Here is a 22554-nt window from a genome sequence, read left to right as displayed (position 1 = left end):
TGATTCATTTTCAGATTGTACCATTCTTTTAAGAAAAAGTCAGTATCCTTCCTCACCCAGCTTTAAATTACCTACTAATTAAAAAGCTGGGCTAGTCTCTTTTGCCATGAGAGGGGTGTGCTTGATTGACTTACCTGGTTCATAGCTAAAAATTCACGATAATACTTGCTTTCCTTAAAATGAGCCTGGCAGTGACTACAACAAAAAGCGTTTTCACCATCGTTATAATCGTCAAAGTGGGCTAGTAGCTCTTGGCGATAACAATGGTTCCTCGTTAATAAATGGTATATTTCTGCTATCTGACTAGCTTGCTTGGCTAAATATGTTTGATAGTGGCACTGGGCAGCTTCTACTTGGTCAAAATGATGCTGGTAAAAAGAGAGCAAGTTTTGATCAGCTTCATCTAGATGCTGATAGTTAGCTGGACTTAAGTTACCTGTCAGATAAGCTGCGATTAGAGAGAGAAAATGGGATTCCTGTTCCTTTTTTTGCTGGTAGAAATAATTTAAGCGATTAAACTCATCACGATTATAAAAAACTAAGGCTAAAGCCTGCTGACCATCCCGTCCAGCCCGGCCCATTTCCTGACTTAATTCTTTAATGGTTCTAGGCAAGTGATAGTGAATCACAAAACGCACTTGCTGCTGATTAATGCCCATCCCAAAAGCTGCTGTCGCAAAAATCACATCTAGCTCTTGATTAAGATACTGGGCTAAAACAGCTTGCCGGTCTTGGCTAGACTGATCACCATGGTAAGGAGCGGTTTTCAAGCCCAGCGCCTGACTTACTAATTGGCTAAGCTGGTTAGCTTCTTTTTTATTATGCACATAAACCAAGCCTGGTTTAGGAAGTTCATCTAGGGCTGAAAGCAAAGCCTGACTAAGGTCTGCTTTTGGCATCTCTTGGAAGTGGTAAAAAATATTGGGTCGGTCACTGGATTTTTTAATTAGGCTCATACACTCTTCAGGTCTGAATAATAACTTTTTGATGAGATGACAGTCTGCTTGAGACGCAGTTGCGGTTAAAGCTAATGTCTTGGGATAGGCTAAAGCCTGTCTAATCCACCCGAGCTGGCTGTAGGCTGGTCGGAAATCATAACCCCACTGGATCAAGCAATGAGCTTCATCAACTACAAAAAGTGAGATTTTTATCTTTTGTAATTGTTTCAAAACACTGTGCTGGTGAAGCATTTCAGGAGAGATAAAAAGAAATTGATAGCTAGCTAATTGGTCCAATAGGCTAATTCGAGCAGATTCGGCTAACTGGCTATTTAGGGCAGCTACCTTTTTGATGCCCATTTTTTTGAGTTGACTGACTTGGTCCTCCATAAGTGCAATCAAGGGTGATACAACTAGGCAAAGGCCCGGGTGCACGGCCTGGTAGAGGGTGTAAATCAGAGTTTTGCCCTGACCGGTTGCTAAAATTGATAAAACATGGTCATTGCTTTCCAGGCTAGTGAGTGTTTCAAGCTGACCCGGGCGAAAATTTTTAAAGCCTGTTAATTTATTTAATTGCTGATAGTAGGCTTGCACCACTACAACTCCTTTCCACCCTGATATCTAATATTTCTGCAAAGCGAAAACACCAAAAAGGCTGGTGGGGGTAAATAGATTGAAAAGTTTGATAATCGGTAAACTTTTCACTTAATCCCGGCTGGTAGGGTTGGCCCATCAGTGCTTGCCACTCATCAAGAAGTAGTTTGGGTTCAAATATAGCAATTTCTATATAATGATCTGAAATCGTAGAAGGTTTGAGCTGACGCGCCTGAGCAATTGCGGTCAATCTTAAACCACTCTGCTTAGCTAGTCGAGTTTGTTGACAGGAATCAGAATAGGGATAGAGCACTTGAGCTAAGCCAGTCTTAATTAGCGATAAAGCTGGTCGACTATCACTAGCCATCTCCCGCCAGAGACGTTGGTAGCAAGCTTGCTGCAAGAGAGGTAAGTAGGCTGGTTCTAATTTTAAGTGCACAGCCACTTGATCACCAGTCAAAGCTGGTAGCTCGGCATGCTGGTAGCTAGCTACTAGTAAATCAGCCTGCCAACTTGGCCAATCAGTTAATAGTTGGCCCAAATCCTGGTAAAGTTGCTGACTGAAAGGAACAAGTTGTTTTTTTCCAATCGCCCGAATCAATGATTTTACTAAAGTCTGAATATTGATATCTGGGCTAGTTGGCACGTAATTACTGGCTCCCAAACGGTAGTTGACCAAGACTTGAATAAAAAGCTCAAAAAACTCGGCAAAGATTTTACATTGCCGAGGATTAACTAGGCCATTCCTGACCTGGATACTAGTATTAATTTTATTAAGGCTAGCTTCAGACAGCTGGGCAGGGCTTCCCGCCTGTTCCAGACACATTTTAAACTCTGCTTTAGTGAGTTTAGGAGCTAGACCAAAAAAACCAGTCAAATCATATTTATAAGCGTTGAAATAGGTCGATGAAGAGCCCTTACCTACTAGAATTTGATATACTGATGATGCCGACAAGCCACTAGCAAGCAGCTGGTCGGCCCAATATGAAATAAGTGCTTGCAAATTTACCTCCAAGGATGTGCCATATGTATGAAAGCTTATATTTTACCTGACCAATGCATTGCTTGCGGCATTTGCCAACTCAAGGCGCCAGAACTCTTTGAATACGATGACCAGGGGGTGGCCTACTTTAAAGCAAGTCCAGACCCCTACCAGATCACCCTAGAAGATTACCAATTAGAAACATTTAAAGCAGCGCTAACTAAGTGCCCGACTGGTGCCATCCAGCGGTCTAAGCACTAGCTATTTGATTTTTCGCCCAGTCAATTTTGGCAGTAGACGTGACAGAATGAGATGGCTGACTATAGATATTATAATGCCCTTGATGAGGTTAAAGGGAACGATACCTAGAAGAATATATTCCTGCATGTTAGGGATTTCTAAGCCCATCACTTGCATATAAAATGGTGTGATTACAAAATAGTTGAGCACAGACATCACCAGGGTCATCGCTAAAACAGCCACTAAATAGGCTAACCAGGTGTGTTTCGCCCCACCCTTTCCTAGCTGTCCTTCCTTGTTTTGTCCTTTAATTATGTAATAGAGACTAAACACATAAGCCATTGAAGCCAATAGTGAAGCGGCATCCCCTATAGGATAGCCCATATCCCCGCCAGTTTGCAAGTAATGCAGCACAGACCGAACCAATATGGCTAGGAAACCTGCCCCTGGCCCGTAGGAAAAAGTAGCCAAGGCTAAGGGAATATCAGAAAAATCCACTTTCAAAAATGGTAAGGCTGGTAAAATTGGAAAAGCAAAAAACATCAGTAAGTAGGCCAAAGCCCCCATAACTGCTGCCATTACAATAGCTTGAGTCGATTGTTTTCTCATAATATCCTCCTACTTCGAGTAGGGAAATATCAGAATAAAAAAACTCTTCTTATCCACGAGAATAAAAAGAGTTTGCAAAAATAGACACTGGGCACCCAGTATCTTCTTCTCTCATCCTGACTATACAGTCGGTACTAGAATTTCACTAGTTCAACCAAATTGGTTCGCGGACTTTACCGCCGATCGGGAATTTCACCCTGCCCCGAAGATTTTCCATATTTTTATATTTATTTAAATCTACTATAAACCAGATTTAATGTATTTGCAAGCCTAGTGCTTAGCTAAATGGATTAAATGGTCCACTTCGTACTTGGCAAGAGGCCGGTAAGCGCCTGCTGCTAGTTTATCGAGAGTCAGCTGACCATATTGTTCTCTTTTTAATTTTAAAACCGGGTGGCCGACTGCTTCTAACATCTTTCTAACTTGACGATTACGTCCTTCATGTATGGTTAGTCTAATCACTGTCCGTTCTTTTTCTGAATCAGTGGATAAAATTTTAGCCTGAGCTGGTGCAGTCTTACGACCATCAATAACCACGCCTCGCTCTAATTGCTGACGTTGCTGGTTGCTGATTATACCCTCTACCTTAGCAACATAAGTTTTCTTTATCTCTGATGATGGGTGCATGAGTAGGTTGGCAAATTCACCATCATTAGTAAGGATTAAGAGCCCCGTCGTATGATAGTCTAACCGCCCAACTGGGTAAATCCGTTCTAGCACTTCAGGAAAATAATCGGTGACCACCTGACGCCCTTTATCATCACTAACCGCGGAGATAACCCCGTCAGGCTTGTTAAACAAGTAGTAAACAGGCTCTTCTTTATAAATAGGCACGCCATCTACTTCGATTCGTTGCTTACGACTAGCTTTGGTACCTAGTTCTGTCACTACTTGACCGTCTAGACTAACCCGCCCTGCCTTAATCAGCTCTTCTGCCTTACGCCGTGAGGCGACACCGGCGTGGGCAATTAATTTTTGTAACCGTTCCATTTTAGTCCTCCTGGATATCTAAATCTGCAAAATCAAATAAACTGGTTTCCTCAGCTTGGTTAGCTTCAGCTAGACTCGTTAAATCTGGTAGCTGGTCCAGGGAAGATAGGCCAAAGTACTGGTAAAAATAGTCGCTCACTTGATAAAGCAAGGGACGACCCGGTGAGTTTTGACGGCCAACCACCTCAATGAGATCACGCTGTAATAGTTTTTGCAGCATAGCCGATGATTGCACGCCGCGAATTTCATCAATTTCTAAGCGAGTAATTGGTTGACGATAGGCAATAATCGCTAAACTTTCTAACGCTGCTTGACTCAGTTTGGCAGAAAAGGGGGAGATAGCATATTGCTGAACAATATTGGCCTGGTTTTTCTTGGTTACTAGCTGAAAGCGACCATCAATTAAGGTTAGCCTTAGTCCTGAGTCATTATCTTGAGCTAATTTTTTAGCTAGTCGCATCAAATGATAGGTCACCACTTCGGCCTTTTTTCCCAGTAACTGAGACAAGTCGGTCAAACTGATGCCATCATCTCCAGCAACAAATAGTAAGGCTTGTAGCGCTGCAATCATGTCTAACCTCCTTCTATGTTATACAAATATAAGTCATCTTTTAAGCTAGTTTGTTTAAAGTAAATTTTCTGCTCTTTAGTTAGCTCCAGCATAGCTAAAAAGACGGAAGCAATTCTGTCCCGGCTCAAGGGATCCAATCCTAAGACCAAATTAGAAAAGGTAACAGCTTGGCCTTGATTTTTAGCTAAGCCCTCAATAATAACCTGCATACCAGCTTGAATGCTAAAATCATCTCCTACGATGCGCGTAGCTAAGGGCTTAGTTGCTTGTAGGCGATGCACCATTTTATTCAGCGCTTTAAACAAATCATCCAAGTCAATTTCATCCTCAGCTAAGGGAATCTTGGCCTGAAGTTCAGATAGATCTTCGGCAGCCTTGGAATATGTTAGAGCCCGGTCAGCCTGAAGGTGGTCTAATACCTGGCTAGCCTCCTGATAGCGCTGATAGGTTAATAGCTGGTCAACAAGTGGTTGGCGAGGATCTTGGTGATCAGACTCATCATCCCCTGCTGGTAGCTCCTCCCGTGGTAATAACATCTGACTCTTTATGGCTATTAAACTAGCTGCCATCAGCAGATAATCACCTGTATTTTCTAGGTTATAAGCTTCTAGGCCTTCTATATAAGACAAATACTGGTCTGTAATTAAAGCAATCGGGATATCAAAAATATCTAATTCATGCTTTTTTATCAAATGCATAAGTAAATCTAGCGGCCCTGCAAAGGCCGCTAGTTCGATGTAAGTTGGATCTTGAGACCCTTGCGAATTAGTCATGATCTTTTGATTGGGCCCAATTTTTTATTATACCGGATGTTTCCAGCGTACCATTCAAGGAAAAGATAGGGAATTCATCCTTTAATGCCGACAGAATATCAACCGTTAGTCCTTCGTTTCTAAAGGAAGGGTTGATGGATAAATAGCGTATAATCAAGGTCTGATCTTCATCTTTTTTATCGAAACCTACAATTCCAATAATATTATCAGAATCTTCATTTCTCCAAAGGTAAAGTTGGCGGGCACCCTTTTGAATCTTATCCATTTCTTCAGTCAAGTTTTCAAAATCTTTGAACTCATCGATATAAGCTAAAAGACCCATAACAACTTTTTCGTATTTTGCTATATATGGAATTAGCATATGTCTACTCCTTATTCAGAATTAATTTCACGATAGCACAAATTGGCTAGTCGTGCAATCTCTTAAGCCCGCGGGTGACTTTGGCGGTAAATTTCTTGCATATGATAGGTATGCACATGGGTATAAATCTGGGTGGTGGAAATATCACTATGGCCCAGTAATTCTTGGACCACCCGTAAATCAGCGCCATTCTCCAAGATATGCGTGGCAAAGGAATGTCTCAGCGTATGTGGGCTGACCGGCTTTGTGATACCCGCTTGCCTGACATGCGCCTTTAAATTTTTCCAAATACCTTGTCTGGTTAGGGGGTGGCCACGAAAATTAAGATAAATTTCATCAAAATTCTGATCTTTAATCAATTTGGGTCGAGCTTTGTTTATATATTCAAGCAACCAATAGCTAGCCTGGTCCCCAATTGGGATAATCCGCTCCTTTCCACCCTTACCCATGGTCTGTAGAAAACCAATTTCCAGGTGGACATCATCCATTTTTAGTTGAATTAACTCACTAACCCGCAAACCAGAAGCATACATCAATTCTAGAAGGGACCGATCTCTTAAGCCCAAAAGCTGACTAGTATCTGGACTGGCTAATAAACGGTCCACCTCAGTAATTGTTAAAACTTGTGGCAAACGTTCCTGCTTCTTGGGTTGGCTAATGTTTAGCATAGGATTATCGATTAATTGATATTCCAAACGTAAAAATTTATAAAAATGTCTTAAGGTCGATAAATACCGGCTAATAGTAGTTGCTTTTTTTCCGGCCATTCTTAAATCCCCCAAACTAGCCACAATATCTTGACGGCTAGCATCCATGAATGATTTTACCTCTCGGTCAGCTAGTAAACGACTAGCCTGTCCAAGATCTTGGCGATAGGCAGAGATGGTGTTTTCTGCCAGACCACGTTCAACCCACATGGCAACCAAAAAAGCCTCAATCAAGTCTTGGTTAGTCATGGTCATGGTAGGCATCAATCTCTGAAGTCATCTGGGCTAACTGACAATCATAGCACAAGCCATGCATAGTAAGGTGGTGGTCACTTATTTTAAAATGGTAGCGGTTCGTAACTTCTTTTTCCAAGTCTGAGAGCATATCTTCCTGCACTTCTTCTACGCGACCACATGAGGTGCACAAGAGATAGTGGTGCGAGTGACGAGATCGCTGCCCTTTTAAACTGTAATGGGCTTGACCATCATCAAAGGTCATCCGGGCTAATATATTTAGCTCTGTTAAAATTTCCAGTGTGCGATAAACAGTGGCTAGACCAATTGAAGCATTCTTATCACGGGCTGCCATATATATTTCCTCTGCTGTTAACATTTTATTGTCATGGTCAGCCAAGACTTCAATAGTTGTTCGCCTTTGTGGGGTTAATTTAAAGCCTGCTTCTTGGACGCGGCTAGTCAAAGTTTGCAATTCTTCCGTTTCCATAAGCGACCTCCTCATCTCCTAAATTCTCTCAATCCCCTCAGTATTTTGGGTGATTTTTTTATCCTTCATTAATCGACCTAAAGCCCGTTTAAACTGAGCCTTCGATAAGCCAAAATGATTTCTAATCGCCTGGGGATCACTCTTATCATTAAAGGGTAAAAATCCGTCTGGCCGCCTTTCAAGCATAGCCAGGATCATTAGGGCATCATCGTCCAAAACCGCATGAGCTAGTGGCTTCAATGACAAATTCAAATTACCATTTTGCCCAACACCAATCACCCGACCCTTTACCTGTTCACCTAATCTCGGCTCTTCATCAAACTCGCTCGTATGAATAAAGGCTAAATGATAATCTTCAGTGAGGAGTTGGCTACCTGCTAGCTTAGCGCGGTAAACCCTAGCTGTTACTTCCTGGTTATTAAATTTACGGCTGTGACTCGGCAACTTATAGCTAATCGCTTGAAAAACATGCTCCTCTGCTAGTTTACCCCATAGCCGGTTCTTTTTATCAACTTCTAAACGAATAAATAAGTAATCGCCTATTTTAGGCCAGGTATGGGCAATAGTTGGCAGGTCATCTAAAGAGACCACAATATCTTTATCTGGCAAGCCAATATCAGTGAAGACGCCTAGATCTTTTTTCACGCTCGTGACCTGAGCCCAAGCATAACGATTCTGTCTAACACTGGGTAGGTCCTGGGTCATTATTTTTTGACCCTTACTATTCTCATAGATAAAGCCCCTGACCGTATCCCCTAATTGATAGTCTTCATTGGCTGCTAGTAATTTATAGGTAAGCCCTGATCTTTGCACAAAATAGCCCTGGTCATTTTTATCAGTTATTAATGCAGTAACAACACTGCCTAGTTCTTGATTCATATACTTTCCTCTACTAGAAATAATTTTTTCAAGTTATCTTTTATATTATAACATTTTAAACAACAAAAAAATAATGAGTAGGCAAAATGCCTACTCATTATTTATAACCATGCTTTAGATAGTGGTTGTCGCACCATCATAGATGATACCACGACGGGCATCAACAGTAATCAATTGACCATCCTTAATAACTGAAGTAGCATTTTCAGCGCCAACAATTACAGGTGTCTTAGAATCTACCCCTACAATAGCTGCATGTGAGGTTAAGCCACCAGTTTCCACAATAACTGCTGCCGCCTTCAAGATGGCATCATTGTAGCTAGCATCTGATTCTTTAATAACTAAGACTGAATTAGCTTGAACTTTTTGATTAGCTTCCTCTGCTGAAGCAGCTACTACTGCATGACCAACTACTGAGCTATCACCAATACCGTTACCTTCAGATAATTTTTCACCTAACAATTGAATCTTCATCAAGTTAGTTGTACCACGTTCACCAACTGGTACACCAGCAGTTACGATAATTAAGTCGCCTTCACTAGCGTAGTTAGAAGCCAGAGCAATTTCACCAGCTTTGGTCATCATATCATCAGTGGTCGCTGGTTTATCAGAAACACGTGGGTCAACCCCCCAAGCTAACATTAGTTTACGAGCTTGGCTTTCGCTAAAGGTTAAGGCTAAAATCATCGCATTTGGACGATATTTAGAAATCATCTTAGCCGTATGACCAGATTCTGTAGCAGCAACGATGGTGTTGATGCTTAGATTTTTAGCAGTATAAGCAACTGATTGAGAAATTGCTTCGGCCATATCACCCTTACCAAACTCTTTAATTTGCCGAACTGGGCGATTTACTAATTGTGCCTCAGTGGTTTGGGCAATCCGAGTCATCGTTTGCACTGCTTCAACTGGATAGTCCCCTGCAGCTGTTTCACCTGAAAGCATAATGGCGTCAGTACCATCATAGATAGCATTAGCAACGTCAGATGCTTCCGCACGTGTTGGTCGTGGGTTACGTTGCATTGAATCCAGCATTTGAGTGGCAGTGATAACTGGCTTACCTTGAAGGTTACATTGACGAATCATTTCTTTTTGCACAACTGGCACCATCTCAGTTGGGATTTCTACCCCAAGGTCACCACGGGCAACCATTAAACCATCAGATACCTTAAGGATTTCGTTTAAGTTATCCACGCCTTCTTGGTTTTCAATCTTAGGAATGATTTGAACAGTTTCGTTACCTGTCTCTTCTAAGATTTCACGGATTTCCAACACATCAGCTGGTTTACGCACAAATGAAGCAGCAATATAGTCGATATCATTGTCTAAACCGAAGCGGATATCAGCTTCGTCTTTTTCAGTGATACCTGGTAATTGGATTGATACGCCAGGTACATTGACACCCTTTTTGTCTTTAATAATACCTGAGTTTTCAACAATTGTAACGATTTCTTGGTTGGCTTGGTCAATGGCAGTTACCCGTAAATCAACTAGACCATCATCGATTAAGATATGGCTACCTTCGGCAACATCATTGATTAATTCAGGATAAGTCACAGAGAACTTGCTTGCGTCACCTTCAACCTCATTCATAGCAATACGCACTTCGCTACCTTTTTCTAGGAAGACAGGTGCATGATCAACCATGTTGTGGGTACGGATTTCAGGACCCTTGGTATCTAATAAAATCGCAACACGTTTACCAGTTTGCTCACTCGCTTTACGAATATTTTCAATACGAGCTAAATGTTCGTCATGGTCGCCATGAGAAAAGTTTAAACGGGCAACGTTCATACCAGCTTCAATTAGGGCCACTAAGGTCTCTAAAGATTCTGAAGCTGGTCCAATAGTACATACGATTTTAGTTTTTTTCTGCATGATTCAAATTCTCCTTTAATACGAAATTTCTTCATTAATTTTAGCTAGCGGTTTTAAGACAGATTCTCGTTTCTGGTCTAGGGTGTCAATAATATCCCCATAGACAATTTCTTCACCCCGGATGCCAACACAAACACCAGATTTACCCTGGCTCAACAATTCAACAGCAGCATAGCCAAAAGAGCTGGCTAACATGCGGTCTCGCGCTGATGGTGACCCACCACGCTGAACATGGCCAAGTACAGTTACCCGGGCATGGTAGTTACCATAAGCTGATAATTTTTCAGCAAATTCATGGCCTGACATCACACCCTCGGCTAGCACGATAATCGTATGCTTTTTACCACGCTCGCGGCCAGCATCGATTTCGCTAACAATCAAATCCATATCTAGGTCGGCTTCAGGTATAATAATCTGCTCCGCGCCTGAGCCAATACCCGCTACCAAGGCAATATCTCCAGCATTACGGCCCATTACTTCGATTACAAAAGTACGAATATGGCTGGTTGCTGTATCCCGCAATTTATCAATTGCATCTAAGGCTGTATTACAAGCCGTATCGAAACCAATTGTGTAATCAGTACCTGGAATATCATTGTCAATCGTACCAGGAATACCAATTGTCGGAAATCCTGCTTGTGACAAGGAACGGGCACCACGATAGGAGCCATCGCCACCAATAACAATCAGTGAATCGATGCCAAATTTTTTAAGCTGCTCAATTGCTTTCTCTAGGCCTTCCTTGGTCTTAAACTCTGGATAGCGGGCAGTATAAAGCATGGTCCCACCACGAGCTAAGAGGTCACTCACATTGTCAATCGTCATCTGATAAATGTCACCCTCGGCTAAGCCGCGATAACCATAGCGAATGCCATAAATTTCATTACCATCATAAATTGTCTTACGGACAATTGCGCGAATCGCTGCGTTCATGCCGGGAGCATCCCCACCACTAGTTAAAACGCCAATCCTTTTTACCATTTTCCCACCTCGTTGAATGATTTTTCTCAACAAAACTATAATAGCATTTTTTAACTGAGATGTCGCCATTTTATAGCAAATCTTGTCTAATTAAGACAAGATAACGTTATCATACCCAAAAATTGTTCTCAGTTGGTTAACGACCTGCTTATTGGCAAGAACGCTATATTTAGACCCAAGCCGATACGTTTCCTGTTCAGCCTCCATGCTTATAGATACCCTATTCGGTCCCGGATTTTCGGCCAAGACAGCAAGAAGGCTTGGTTTTAATTGACTAGCCTGTTGACGGTCACTAACACGAATATACAGTTGGCGCTTAGCCTGGATTTTTTTGGCTTGGTCAGATAATTTTTTCTTAACTTTATCGTTTAAAGAGTAGACCTGGTCAACCACCAGTTGAAGCTGATCTTGGCGTAGCTGTGTCCGCCCTTGTACCATCACTTGATCTCCGGTCAATAAAACGCTCGCATTCTCAATAAAGGCTTGGGGAAATACCACCATCTCGATCGTGGCCGTATCATCTTGTAAGTCTATAAAAGCCATTTGCTGGCCTTTTTTAGTTTTAATTTGTTTTTTGGTGACTAATTCTCCCAAGACAGTTACTTTTTCTTGAGCGCCTAGGCTATGGATTTTCTTTAAAATTCCTAATTGATAAAAATATTGATAATCAGAGTAGAGGTCAACAGTTAAGGATTGCCCCAGAGTCTCTTGTTCACCTGTCAACAAAGTGCGACTATCATACTCAGTTAACTGATTAATCTGTGGCTCAAATTGTTCCTGAAAACTTTGGTTATGACTACCAAAATCCAAAGACAACTGTTGCCCTGGACTAGCAAATAAACTAGCATGGGTCAACCATTTTGGAATAGCCTCTTCTATAAGGGTGCGCTTGTTCATAGCAAAGCAATCTAATGCATTGGCCCATGCTAGCTTAGCCAGTTGGTCTTCTTTTAAGTATTTAGAGTTAAGACGAGTCACCAAATCTTTTAAATTTTTGAAGCTACCCTCATGTTGCCGACTGGATAAAATATCCCTAATTAAAGGTTTGTTCAGTCCCTTAATATCAGACAAACCCAATCTCAAGGTCTGGTCATCTATCACAGTTAGGTCATAATACGATAGGTTAATATCTGGTGGCAAAATCGTCACACCATGTTCTTTAGCCTCTTGGACTAATAGCTTACCCTTACTATCATGCAAACTATGACTGCGCAAATTACCAAAATAAAAGGCGGCAGGAAAATAAACTTTAAGCCAAGCCAACTGATAGGCCAGATAAGAGTAGGCATAGGCGTGAGACTTATTAAACCCATAATTGGCAAAGGCTTCGATATATTGGAAAACCTGGTCAGCTGTTGCCTGACTGTAGCCTAACTTTTGCGCCCCATTCAGGAACTTATCACGCATAGCTGCCAGTTGCCCCTCATTTTTCTTAGAGATAGCCCGACGCAAAATATCGGCCTCAGCAAGTGAAAAACCAGCTAAGCGGTTGGTTACCTGCATAACCTGCTCTTGATAGACCATTACACCGTAAGTTGGCGCTAAAATATCAGCTAAATCTGGGTGGGGATAAGCAATGGCTTCACGACCATGCTTACGATTAACAAAATGATCAATTTGCTGCATGGGGCCTGGTCGATAGAGTGCATTAACAGCAGCTACATCCGCCATAGAAGTAGGTGCCACCCTTTTTAACACCTGACGAATCCCCTCGGATTCAAATTGGAAGACCCCATTGGTATCGCCATCACGAAAAACTTGGTAGACAGCCTGGTCCTCCCGATCAAAGCTTAGCGGCTCTAGTTTTTTTTTGGCCAATTTACTCGCAGCTGCAAGGCTATTAGCTAGGATTGTTAAATTAATCAAACTAAGAAAATCTATCTTTAACAGGCCAATTGCCTCGACATCTCCCATGGTGTATTGAGATAGTGGGACATGGTTATTGGATGCCTGCAAGGGCACATTATCGGTTAACGGCTGGTCGCTAAGGATGATACCTGCGGCGTGAGTAGAAACGTGACGGGGGAGCCCCTGAATTTTATGGGCTATTTCTAACCAGGTCGACCCCAGTTGATCTTCAGCTACTAGGTGCTGAAGGGCATGCGAGTTTTGGAAAAGATTCTTAATATCGACATTTTGGTCGCCTTGCACCGTATTGGACCAACGCGATAAACTTTGCTGATCACGCCCAAGAGCCGACCCAACATCTCTTAGGGCACGGCGGGCCGCAAAGGTTCCAAAAGTAGCAATTTGTGCCACGTGTTCCGGGCCGTATTTCCTTACCACATAGTCAATGATTTCTTGGCGCTTATTATCAGGAAAGTCTAAATCAATGTCAGGCATATTTTGACGTTCTGGATTTAAAAACCGCTCAAAGAGTAAGGCGTTAGCTACGGGATCAACATCAGTAATATAGAGGGCATAAGCAACCAAAGCACCTGCAGCTGATCCCCGACCTGGTCCGGTTTGAATTTGCTGACGGTGGGCATAATCCATAACATCCCAAACAATCAGAAAATAATCATCAAAGCCCATATCATGAATCACAGCTAATTCATAGTCTAAGCGGTCTTGATAGGCCTGGCTATTATCGGTACGTTCTGCCAAACCTTGATAGGCTAACCGGGCCAAATAATCAGCTGGATTATCCCCGTCCGGTACAGGATAATGTGGTAGCTGCAAGCGCTGTTTAGGCATGTCCAGATTTAACTGATTTAAAATTATATCTGAATCAACCAAACGATTGCTTACACCTAAATCTTGATAAGCTTGTTCATAGTCTGTTTGAGACCATAAATAGTATGGACCAGACATATCGGCTAATATTTCTGGTTGGTCAAGTGGTTGATTTTTATCTATCGCTTGGAGCACTTTAAGACTAGCTAAGTCATGGGGTTCCAAATATTTTATCGGCGGTAAAGCTAATAAAGGAATTTGTAATTGGTCAGCTATGGATAGGACCTGGTCTAAGTGATAATTGTCGGCCTCAAGAGGTGACAAGCCAATATAGATTTGTTCAAAATCAGTTATCACCTGTTTCATTTCTGCCCTAACATTGGCATGCCCGGCCTTAATTAGTTGAATATGCCGACCTTCTAAGGCCGGCATGATAAGCAGAAAATCCGCCTGGTTGGCTACTAAGTAGTCATAGACCTGGCGGTTACTGAGGTCTTTTTCTGTTTGCATGAGACTGGAAAGTTTCATTAGTCTCTGATAGCCTTGATAATTTTTGGCGTAAACCAGCCATTCTTCCTCAGCTTGACCAGCCATTAAACTTGGTAAAACCAAGGTCATGCCGATTAAAGGCTTGATACCCGCTTGCCGACAGAGTTGGTAAAATTGCCAGGCTCCATACATAACATTACGGTCAGCTAGACCCAAAGCTGGATAAGCTAGCGCTTTAGCTTGGCTAACATAATCTGATAAGTCAAGGGGTGAACTTAGCAGGCTATAAGCAGAACGAACATCTAGGGCAAGCATAAATAGACTCCTTTACAAATTTAAGCCTCTGGATTCCCGCTGTATTGGGGGCCCTTAACAAACATGGCGTCTCCAAAAGAAAAGAAAAGGTAGCCGGCTTTAACTGCATGACGATAGGCGGCGAGAACCTGCTGGCGGCCAGCAAAAGCCGATACTAGCATAATTAAAGTTGACATGGGCAAATGGAAGTTAGTGACAAAGGCATCAACAACTTTGAAGCGGTAACCGGGGGCAATAAAAATATCTGTCCAATCTGAATCTGCCTTGATTTGGCCTGCATATTTTTGACCAATCGACTCTAGGGTGCGAATGGCTGTCGTGCCAACCGCCACCACTCGACCACCTGCCTGGCGAGCTTGGTTTATAATAGCAGCATTCTTTTCATCTAAGGCATAAAACTCAGAATGCATCTGGTGGTCAGCTAAATTCTCAACGCTAACTGGTCTAAAAGTACCCAGCCCAACATGCAAAGTCAGGTAAGCGATAGCTACACCCTTAGCCTTAATTTGGTCTAGGAAGTCAACCGTAAAATGAAGACCAGCTGTTGGCGCCGCTGCAGAGCCTGCTTCTTTAGCATATACCGTCTGATAGCGGTCCTTGTCCTCCAAGCGTTCGTGGATGTAGGGTGGCAAGGGCATTTCGCCCAGAGATTCTAATACTTCTAAAAATATGCCTTGGTAGGAAAAAGTAACCATCCGACCACCGTGGTCTAATTCATCAGTCACCACTGCTTGGAGGCGGCCATCGCCAAAGCTAATTTTGGTACCAGTTTTAATCCGTCGAGCCGGCTTAACCAAACACTCCCACTGGTCACCCTCTGTATTATTCAACAAGAGCACCTCAACATGGCCGCCTGTTTCTGCTTTTTGCCCGTATAAGCGAGCTGGTAAAACCTTTGTATCATTTAAAACTAATACATCGCCTGCATTTAACTCAGTCAATAGATCTTCAAACATGCTATCTTGGTAGTCACCTGTTTGGGCATCTAATTTTAAAAGGCGGGCAGCCAGACGGTCTTCAGTTGGTTTCTGGGCAATTTGTGCTTCTGGTAAATCAAAATCGAAATCTTTAGTGGTTAAAGTCATGCTAATCTTCTTTCCTTTGTATATTCAAATGATCATAGGCTTTACCGGTAACCATCCGACCACGCGGTGTCCGTTGCATAAAGCCTTGCTGGATAAGGTAGGGCTCATACATATCCTCAATCGTAGCTTTTTCTTCTGACAGCGAGGCGGCCAAAGTAGATAGACCGACTGGCCCCCCATCGTAAAACTCAATCATTAACTGCAATAGTCGACGGTCAGTTTCATCCAAACCAATCTGGTCAATATTCAAAACAGTCAAGGCCTGGTTAACAACTGCTAAATCGATGTGGCCATCGTTATGGTAGACCTGAGCAAAATCGCGCACCCGTTTAAAAAGTCGGTTGGCGATTCGCGGCGTACCACGTGACCGGCGCGCAAGCTCAAGACATGCTGCTGAGTCAATGGGTGTAGCTAAAACCTTACTGGTTCGCTGAATAATTGCAGCCAACTCCGCTTCCGTATAGTAACGCATATGCTTGACAATACCAAAACGATGCCGCAAGGGCTGAGATAGGGCACCTGCCCTAGTAGTCGCTCCAATTAAGGTAAAAGGAGGCAGGGGAAAATGCACAGGATAAGCTGCTTCATCCTGGCCTACTATTATATCCACATAAAAATCTTCCATAGCTGAGTAGAGCATCTCCTCTACTACTCGCGGTAGACGATGGATTTCATCAATAAAGAGGACATCGCCGGCCTGGAGTTCATTTAGCAAGACTAACAAATCGCCAGTTTTTTCAATAGCAGGTCCTGATGTGGATTGAATATTAACCCCCATTTCGTGAGCTATAACTGTAGCTAGGGTAGTTTTACCCAAACCGGGCGGTCCATACAAGAGGACATGGTCAAGCGCCTCCTCCCGGCCAGAAGCAGCCTGGATATAGATACTCAGCTCCTCTTTCATTTCTGACTGGCCAATATAGTCCACCAGTCGTTGCGGACGTAGGCCTTGCTCCTGATCATCACCAGTCTCCTGAAAATCACCAGACAGATAACTCATATCATCACTCACTAGCTAACCCCTCCCTTCTTTAGCTACTTGTTATACATTTCAAGGCTAATTTAATGGCTTCTGCAGTCCCAGAAACCTGGGTGTAATCAATCTGTTTCACCACCCGATTAACATCTCTTTGACTAAAGCCTAGATTAAGCAGCGCTTGGCGTAATTCCTCCTCTAAAGAAGCTTCAGTCATTGACCCATTCACTTCCTGACCAAGTGGCTCACTTGCCAAGGTTGGCAGTAGCTGAGGCAGCTTACCCTGTAAGTCCAAAATAATTTGCTGAGCCGTTTTCTTGCCCACGCCAGGAAATTTAGTTAGAAACTGGCTATCACTAGCTTCAATTGCCTGGACAAGCCCATTTTGGTCACCCAAAGATAGAATGGAGATAGCTGATTTGGGACCAATACCCGATACCGAAATCAGTTGCAGGAAAAGAATCTTTTCCTCCTGGTCAGCAAATCCATATAAGCGAACAGCATCTTGACTAATAGATTGATATACATATATGGTTACTAAGCCTCGATCTATTTGATCAGTAAAACGATAGGAATTGGCTATATAAATCAGATAGCCAACCCCGTTTACATCTAAGACTAGACTATCACTGTATATGGCAGTGACGTAGCCTTTTAAATATTCATACATATTTCCTTACTCCACCACATCTTTATAGGCCCCGTAGCCTGCTTGGTCCATCTCATCATAAGGAATAAACTTGAGGGCAGCTGAATTAATGCAATAGCGTAAGCCACCTTGGTCACTCGGTCCGTCAGGGAAAACATGGCCTAAGTGAGAATCAGCACCTTGACTACGTACCTCAGTACGAATCATCCCGTGGGATTTGTCAACAACTTCTTTTATCTCATTATTCTCAATTGGACGACTAAAGCTCGGCCAACCACAGCCGGCATTAAACTTGGTTGCCGATGAGAAAAGTGGTGTGCCATCAACAATATCTACATAAATGCCTTTTTCGTAAAAGTCATCGTATTGGCCTGAAAAAGGCCGTTCAGTACCAGCGTTTTGTGTCACTTCATATTGGATATCTGTTAATTCTTTTAAACGTTCCTCTTTATTAGTCATCTTATCACTCCTATAAATAAGTATACCATCTCTTGGCTAAGCCTGGGTCTTATCTGTTTAATGAGGATCTTGGATCCGTTTAAACATCCTTTCAATGTCATAGTTAGATAGAAAAATTAAGACCGGTCGCCCATGTGGGCAATTGTATGGATTTTCGCAAGTCGCTAAATCAGCTAATAATTGGCGGGCCTGGCGATCATCCAAATAGTGATTAGCTTTGATTGATCTTTTACAAGACATCATAATAGCCGTAGCCTCACGGTAGTCTGCTAAACTGGCCTCTGGATCAATTAAAAGTAAGTCTATCAAATCATGAACAATTTCCTCAATATGCTGTTCCCCCATCCACAGGGGATGGTGATTGAGGATAAAAGTGTTGGGGCCAAAAGATTCTAGCTTAATGCCCATATCAGCCAAGTCTGACTGTAGGTCTTTGACAACCAGAGCTTGATCACTCGGAAATTCTAAAACAATCGGTATAAGGAGATCTTGAAGCTGGTCCCCATAGCTAGTAATACTTTGCCGGTAAAATTCATATTTAATCCGTTCTTGGGCAGCATGTTGGTCAACCATGTAGAATCCAGCTGGCGTAGAGGCTAGGAGGTAAGTGCCGTGTAGTTGGCCTATATAATCCAATTGAGGAAAAGACCGATTATCCTGGCTAGCTACTTGTTGTTTTACTTTCTTAACTGTTGTCCAAACATCTTGTTGGTGTCTGCTAGGAATGTCCTGTTTAGACAGTGCATGACTCACCGGACCAAACTTGTCTGCTCCCTCACCTTCAGTTTGAATTGAATCAAAAGTCAGACTAGGACTGGGACCAGCTGCATGATTTGATAGGCTAGCACCATAATCACTGCCATAATTTGAACCAGGTTCCGACTGACCAGGCTCACTAAGGTTAGCCACTTCTTTTATCAGATTGCTAGCTGGACTAAAAAGATTTAGTTGGCTATTTTTTTCTTGCTGGCTATGCTTACTGGCTTCATGATTTCCTTCAGCCTCTAGGGGACGAGGAATCCGTTGGCGAGGAGCCAGCACTTGATCAATCGCTTTAATAACTAAATCATAAAGATCCTTTTCCTTAGAAATTCTGACCTCCTGCTTGGTTGGATGGACATTAACATCGACTAATTGTGGATCCATTTCAATATGCAGGGCCGCAATAGGATAGCGTCCCACCATAAGTTTAGAACCATAGCCTTTCTCAATGGCTTGATTGAGCAAATAGTTCTTTATATAACGGCCATTCAAAAAAATTGACATATAATTGCGCCGCGCCCGAGTTAGTTGAGGCAAGGAGACATAGCCAGACAGCTTAATATCTAGCAATTCTCCGGAAATAGCAATCATATCTTTGGCGGTTTTATAGCCATATACTGCAGCCAAAACCTCCTGGAGACGGTTCTTGCCATTAGTAGCCAAAATTTGCTGACCATCATGACTATAAGTAAATTGGATATCTGGATGCCCCAGAGCCATCCTGTTTACAATATCAGTGATATGGCTCAATTCAGTATTTAAGCTTTTTATATACTTCAAGCGAGCTGGGGTATTGTAAAAAAGATTTTCTACCCGTACCGTAGTCCCCTGACGCAAGTGACTGGGTTCCACTGCAATAATCTCCCCGGCCTGGGCATAAACCAATTGGCCACGCTCACCATCAGAACTTTCTAACTGTACTTCCGCCACAGAGGCAATTGATGGCAGCGCCTCACCACGAAAGCCTAGGGTATGAATACGAAAGAGGTCATGGGATCGACTAATTTTAGAAGTAGCATGACGTTTAAAAGCTAGCTGACTATCAGCCGCATTCATACCGCAGCCATTATCAGTTACCTGAATGGCCCTTAAACCAGCCTCTTCTACTTGAATTTCGATTTGGCTAGCACCAGCATCAATTGCATTTTCTAAAAGTTCTTTAACGACTGAGGCAGGTCGCTCAACAACTTCTCCAGCTGCAATCTGGTTAGCAACTTGGGGTGCTAATTCATGAATGGCCATGGTCTACTCCTTTCAAGTCATTTTGCAAGTCATTGATAAATAACTGTGCCTCCAAGGGGGTCATTTGATAGAGGGAAACCTGACGTATTTTTTCTAAAATTTCCTGGTAAGCTAAGTCTTGATCCGAATCCGCTGTAAATAAAGATAATTGTTGGACTGAATCAACTTCTGTCCCCCCTAAGTCAGCCTGGTCTTGGCTGACTATAGGCGCAACTGAACTGGCGTCTACCTGGCAATCAAAACCTGGACCAGCCTGATTATCGGCCTCTAATTGGGCCAAAATACCCTGCGCATTTTGCAAGAGTTCTTGTGGCATGCCCGCTAGTTTAGCAACATGAATACCATAAGATTGGTCTGCTGCGCCGGGATATATTTTATGAAGAAAAATGACCTCCCCGTCTTCTTCAACAGCACCAACATGAATATTTTCCAATCCCTTAATTTTCTCCGCCAACTTTGTTAACTCATGGAAATGGGTTGAAAATAGCACTTTAGCTCGCAAATGTTGGTTAAGATACTCTAATATAGCTTGGGCCAAGGCAATACCGTCATAAGTTGAAGTTCCCCGGCCAATTTCATCAAAGAGCAGCAGACTATTGTCAGTTGCTTTTTGTAAGGCCTGGTTAGCCTCCATCATTTCTACCATAAAAGTTGATTGCCCAGCTAAGAGGTCATCAGCTGCTCCAATGCGGGTAAAAATCTTATCAAATATCGGCAATTCTGCCTCTTGACAAGGAACAAAGCAGCCCATTTGAGCCATAATAACAATCAAGCCAACCTGGCGCATAAAGGTTGATTTCCCTGACATATTAGGACCAGTAATCAAGGCCGTTTGCAATTCTGGCCCCATTTCTAAATCATTGGCTACAAATTGGTCGTGACCAATCACCTGCTCAACAACAGGGTGGCGCCCTTGAACAATTTTTAGCTGGTGGCTGCCTGTCTGTAGTTTAGGTCGACAGAATTGATAGTTTTCGGAAACCTCAGCAAATGATTGTAAAACATCAAGCTCAGCAACAGCTGCGGCCAGCTGCTGGAGCTGACTAGAGTAGGTCTTGACCTGGTCGCGAACCTCAATAAAAAGCTGATGTTCTAAAATTAAAGACCGATCTTGAGCCTCTAATATTTCTTGCTCAACTTTTTTTAGCTCTGGTGTGATAAAACGTTCAGCATTCGTCAAAGTTTGTTTTCTTTCATAACGGTCAGGGTCCAAGTGCTGGAGGTTAGCCTTAGTCACTTCAATATAGTAGCCAAAAACTTTATTAAAACCAATTTTTAGAGATTTAATACCTGTTGCTTCCCGTTCGCTAGCTTGTAGCTCTGCAATCCAGGTTTTGCCATGACGCATGGCCTGACGATAGCGGTCTAAATCACTATTAAAGCCATCCTTGATGACGCCACCATCCTTTAAAACCGCTTGGCTATCTTCATCAACTGACTTGCCTATTAAATCGACAATTTCTGGTAGGTCATCAATTTTAGCCAGCAAATCTTGCCAGTTCATATCTTTGTGGCTGCTCGCTTCGATATCTTGCAGGCCAGCTAATAAATCTGGAATAGCTAAGAGTGACCGTTTTAATTGCAATAGTTCGCGCGGATTGACATTGCCAAACCCAATCTTGGCGACCAGTCGCTCCAAATCATAGACATTTTTTAATTGGTCCTGGATAGTCCGGCGTTGAAAGAAGAAATCAATTAAGTCAGCAACTTGATCATGACGTCGCTCAATTTGTTCCTGATTAATCAAAGGGCGCTCTAGCCACTGTTTTAATTTACGCCCACCCATAGCTGTCTTAGTTTGATCTAAAAAGGCTAGTAGAGAGCCTTGTCGAGACTGTTTGCGGATAGAACTGGTTAATTCTAAATTTTGTTTAGCAAAATGGTCCATCATTAAATAATGGTCCACCTCATAAGCCTGGGCAATTTGCCAGTAATCAAGACTTTGAAACTGGGTTTCTTGGACATAATCTAATAGTAAGCTTACGACATGACGTTGGACTGGTTGACTGATTTCACTTAAAATATGCGCAAATTCAGCCGATTCATCTGTCATCTGATGGTAGGATATGGTGATGTCATTTTGACCTGTTAAAGCATTTAGTTGGTCAGCTGGCCATTCCTGACCTAGCACTAATTCTTTAGCTGCCAACTGGTTTAACTCAGTAATGACACTATCTAGATGCTTCAAACTAGTCACTCTTAATTCACCAGTGCCCACATCACCATGGGCTAGGTGATATGCTTGATTCTGGTTAATCAGAGCAACCAAAAAATTGTTGTCACTGTGCCCTTGCCTTTTATCCAAGTAGGTCCCTGGGGTTAAAACTCTAACCACCTGACGCTCAACCATGCCTTTAGCTAATTTAGGATCTTCCATCTGCTCCGCAATCGCCACTTTATAACCCTTATTGATGAGGCTTTCGATATAATCATCGGCTGAATGATAAGGAACACCGCACATTGGGATTGGATTATCGGCATTTTTATTGCGTGAGGTTAAGGTAATTTCTAATATCTGGGCAGCCTGCTCAGCATCCTCGTAAAATAGCTCATAGAAGTCACCCAAACGATAGAACAGAAAGGCATCTTGATAGTGGGACTTCATTTCTAAATACTGGGCCATCATCGGCGTTTGCTTGTCTTTTTTCGCCATCAAGGTCTTCCTTTCTGATTA

At 42.6% G+C, this 22554-nt stretch carries 20 protein-coding genes and 1 riboswitch; of the genes, 1 reads left to right on the top strand and 19 read right to left on the bottom strand.

Annotated elements, in window-relative coordinates:
• Positions 1 to 74 precede the first annotated feature (74 nt).
• Together AWM75_RS06805 and AWM75_RS06800 are read right to left on the bottom strand one after the other, a co-directional pair.
• The gene (locus AWM75_RS06805) at positions 75 to 1532 is read right to left on the bottom strand and encodes a RecQ family ATP-dependent DNA helicase (RefSeq protein WP_067979991.1); all 1458 of its coding nucleotides are present in this window, start codon (positions 1530 to 1532) and stop codon (positions 75 to 77) included.
• A complete protein-coding gene (locus AWM75_RS06800) occupies positions 1504 to 2535 on the bottom strand; it encodes a YpbB family protein (RefSeq protein WP_067979987.1) in 1032 nt (343 codons plus the stop codon). The genes AWM75_RS06805 and AWM75_RS06800 overlap by 29 nt, the downstream gene beginning before the upstream one ends.
• A gap of 27 nt (positions 2536 to 2562) precedes the next feature.
• Here AWM75_RS06800 and AWM75_RS06795 point away from each other — a divergent pair, with 27 nt between their 5' ends.
• Positions 2563 to 2775 (top strand): ferredoxin, encoded by a 213-nt coding sequence (locus AWM75_RS06795; protein ID WP_067979985.1) that lies wholly within the window; start codon positions 2563 to 2565, stop codon positions 2773 to 2775.
• On the opposite strand, the gene AWM75_RS06790 is transcribed toward AWM75_RS06795, so the two are convergent.
• The 17 genes from AWM75_RS06790 to mutS all read right to left on the bottom strand — a co-directional run bounded on the left by AWM75_RS06790 (position 2776) and on the right by mutS (position 22533).
• Positions 2776 to 3363 carry an ECF transporter S component gene (locus tag AWM75_RS06790; protein ID WP_067979983.1) on the bottom strand — a complete coding sequence of 196 codons (588 nt, stop codon included), beginning with the start codon at positions 3361 to 3363 and terminating at the stop codon, positions 2776 to 2778.
• 99 nt (positions 3364 to 3462) lie between these two features.
• Positions 3463 to 3577, bottom strand: a riboswitch (FMN riboswitch).
• A 56-nt stretch (positions 3578 to 3633) separates the two neighbouring features.
• Positions 3634 to 4353 carry a pseudouridine synthase gene (locus AWM75_RS06785; RefSeq protein ID WP_067979980.1) on the bottom strand — a complete coding sequence of 240 codons (720 nt, stop codon included), beginning with the start codon at positions 4351 to 4353 and terminating at the stop codon, positions 3634 to 3636.
• Position 4354: 1 nt separating this feature from the next.
• Positions 4355 to 4924 (bottom strand): SMC-Scp complex subunit ScpB, encoded by a 570-nt coding sequence (scpB, locus tag AWM75_RS06780; RefSeq protein WP_067979977.1) that lies wholly within the window; start codon positions 4922 to 4924, stop codon positions 4355 to 4357.
• Between the two features lie 2 nt (positions 4925 to 4926).
• Entirely contained in the window at positions 4927 to 5697 is a 771-nt protein-coding gene (locus AWM75_RS06775) for a segregation and condensation protein A (protein ID WP_067979975.1), read from the bottom strand.
• Entirely contained in the window at positions 5690 to 6058 is a 369-nt protein-coding gene (locus AWM75_RS06770; RefSeq protein WP_067979972.1) for a GNAT family N-acetyltransferase, read from the bottom strand. Before AWM75_RS06770 ends, AWM75_RS06775 begins: the two co-directional genes overlap by 8 nt.
• 62 nt (positions 6059 to 6120) lie before the next feature.
• Positions 6121 to 7014: a site-specific tyrosine recombinase XerD gene (gene xerD / locus AWM75_RS06765; protein ID WP_143236659.1), complete on the bottom strand. Its 894-nt coding sequence runs from the start codon at positions 7012 to 7014 to the stop codon at positions 6121 to 6123.
• The gene (locus AWM75_RS06760; protein ID WP_067979966.1) at positions 7007 to 7489 is read right to left on the bottom strand and encodes a Fur family transcriptional regulator; all 483 of its coding nucleotides are present in this window, start codon (positions 7487 to 7489) and stop codon (positions 7007 to 7009) included. Before AWM75_RS06760 ends, xerD begins: the two co-directional genes overlap by 8 nt.
• A gap of 18 nt (positions 7490 to 7507) precedes the next feature.
• Positions 7508 to 8368: a CvfB family protein gene (locus AWM75_RS06755; protein ID WP_067979964.1), complete on the bottom strand. Its 861-nt coding sequence runs from the start codon at positions 8366 to 8368 to the stop codon at positions 7508 to 7510.
• 114 nt (positions 8369 to 8482) lie between these two features.
• Positions 8483 to 10246: a pyruvate kinase gene (pyk, locus tag AWM75_RS06750; RefSeq protein WP_067979961.1), complete on the bottom strand. Its 1764-nt coding sequence runs from the start codon at positions 10244 to 10246 to the stop codon at positions 8483 to 8485.
• A 15-nt stretch (positions 10247 to 10261) separates the two neighbouring features.
• Positions 10262 to 11227, bottom strand: a complete 966-nt coding sequence (pfkA, locus tag AWM75_RS06745) for a 6-phosphofructokinase (protein ID WP_067979958.1) — start codon at positions 11225 to 11227, stop codon at positions 10262 to 10264.
• Between the two features lie 90 nt (positions 11228 to 11317).
• On the bottom strand, positions 11318 to 14707 hold the full coding sequence (locus AWM75_RS06740; protein ID WP_067979955.1) for a DNA polymerase III subunit alpha: 3390 nt from the start codon (positions 14705 to 14707) through the stop codon (positions 11318 to 11320).
• Between the two features lie 20 nt (positions 14708 to 14727).
• Complete coding sequence (gene queA, locus AWM75_RS06735) at positions 14728 to 15792, bottom strand: tRNA preQ1(34) S-adenosylmethionine ribosyltransferase-isomerase QueA (RefSeq protein WP_067979953.1); 1065 nt, start codon at positions 15790 to 15792, stop codon at positions 14728 to 14730.
• Between the two features lies 1 nt (position 15793).
• Entirely contained in the window at positions 15794 to 16792 is a 999-nt protein-coding gene (gene ruvB / locus AWM75_RS06730; RefSeq protein WP_082702129.1) for a Holliday junction branch migration DNA helicase RuvB, read from the bottom strand.
• 31 nt (positions 16793 to 16823) lie between these two features.
• Positions 16824 to 17438 carry a Holliday junction branch migration protein RuvA gene (gene ruvA / locus AWM75_RS06725; protein ID WP_067979948.1) on the bottom strand — a complete coding sequence of 205 codons (615 nt, stop codon included), beginning with the start codon at positions 17436 to 17438 and terminating at the stop codon, positions 16824 to 16826.
• Between the two features lie 6 nt (positions 17439 to 17444).
• A complete protein-coding gene (gene msrB / locus AWM75_RS06720) occupies positions 17445 to 17876 on the bottom strand; it encodes a peptide-methionine (R)-S-oxide reductase MsrB (protein WP_067979945.1) in 432 nt (143 codons plus the stop codon).
• A 57-nt stretch (positions 17877 to 17933) separates the two neighbouring features.
• Positions 17934 to 19880, bottom strand: a complete 1947-nt coding sequence (gene mutL, locus AWM75_RS06715; protein ID WP_067979942.1) for a DNA mismatch repair endonuclease MutL — start codon at positions 19878 to 19880, stop codon at positions 17934 to 17936.
• Positions 19867 to 22533 carry a DNA mismatch repair protein MutS gene (gene mutS, locus AWM75_RS06710; protein WP_067979939.1) on the bottom strand — a complete coding sequence of 889 codons (2667 nt, stop codon included), beginning with the start codon at positions 22531 to 22533 and terminating at the stop codon, positions 19867 to 19869. The genes mutL and mutS overlap by 14 nt, the downstream gene beginning before the upstream one ends.
• Positions 22534 to 22554 lie beyond the last annotated feature (21 nt).

The sequence above is a fragment of the Aerococcus urinaehominis genome (genome assembly GCF_001543245.1).
Lineage (GTDB): Bacteria > Bacillota > Bacilli > Lactobacillales > Aerococcaceae > Aerococcus > Aerococcus urinaehominis.
This window is presented reverse-complemented; position numbering and strand designations above follow the sequence as displayed.